The 514-nt window shown below is 58.2% G+C and carries 1 protein-coding gene; it reads left to right on the top strand.

Annotation, left to right across the window (positions count from 1 at the left end; genetic code table 11):
* On the top strand, nucleotides 1-215 hold a 215-nt coding region (locus tag C7G61_RS45475; protein WP_202975818.1), incomplete at its 5' end, for a cysteine hydrolase family protein.
* Nucleotides 216-514: the final 299 nt, after the last annotated feature.

A 514-nucleotide genomic window follows, 5' to 3' on the forward strand; every position in this document is an offset into this window, starting at 1 on the left:
TCATTGCCGCTCTGCAGGCCGCCGAGCGTGGATATGACGTACGCCTCCTCTCGGACCTGATCGCGACGCGTGTCGATGCGGATCGTTCACTTGCTCTGGATCGGATGGCGCTTCATGGCATCTTGGCAACCACGGTGCGCCAGATGCTGCTGGAATGGGCGGTATGTCTGCATGATCCGCTTTTGACGCAAAAAGTTCAGCAGCTTCTATCGTGATCTGGGTTGCCATCGGCAAGTCCGCCCACGAAAGATCGTCCGAACGACCCGGGTCTCTTTGATCGCCTGTTCGTCTACAGTCAGCAGATCCCGGTCGATCAGCCCCATATCGGCCCGCTATCAGCACGAGCCACGGGTGTAGGCATAGAGCATGGTCGACTGCGGCATGCGCTAGGTGGTGTGGACTCTAAGGATTCCCATTTAGGGGCAAATCAGATTCAAGACTGCTTTTGGGGAGGCAGTCTTGGGTGTGATGGATCGGTTGGTTTTGAGCGACGCGGCGTGGGAGCGGATGGCGC

Origin of the sequence: Bradyrhizobium algeriense (assembly GCF_003062295.1) — a bacterium.
GTDB lineage: Bacteria > Pseudomonadota > Alphaproteobacteria > Rhizobiales > Xanthobacteraceae > Bradyrhizobium > Bradyrhizobium algeriense.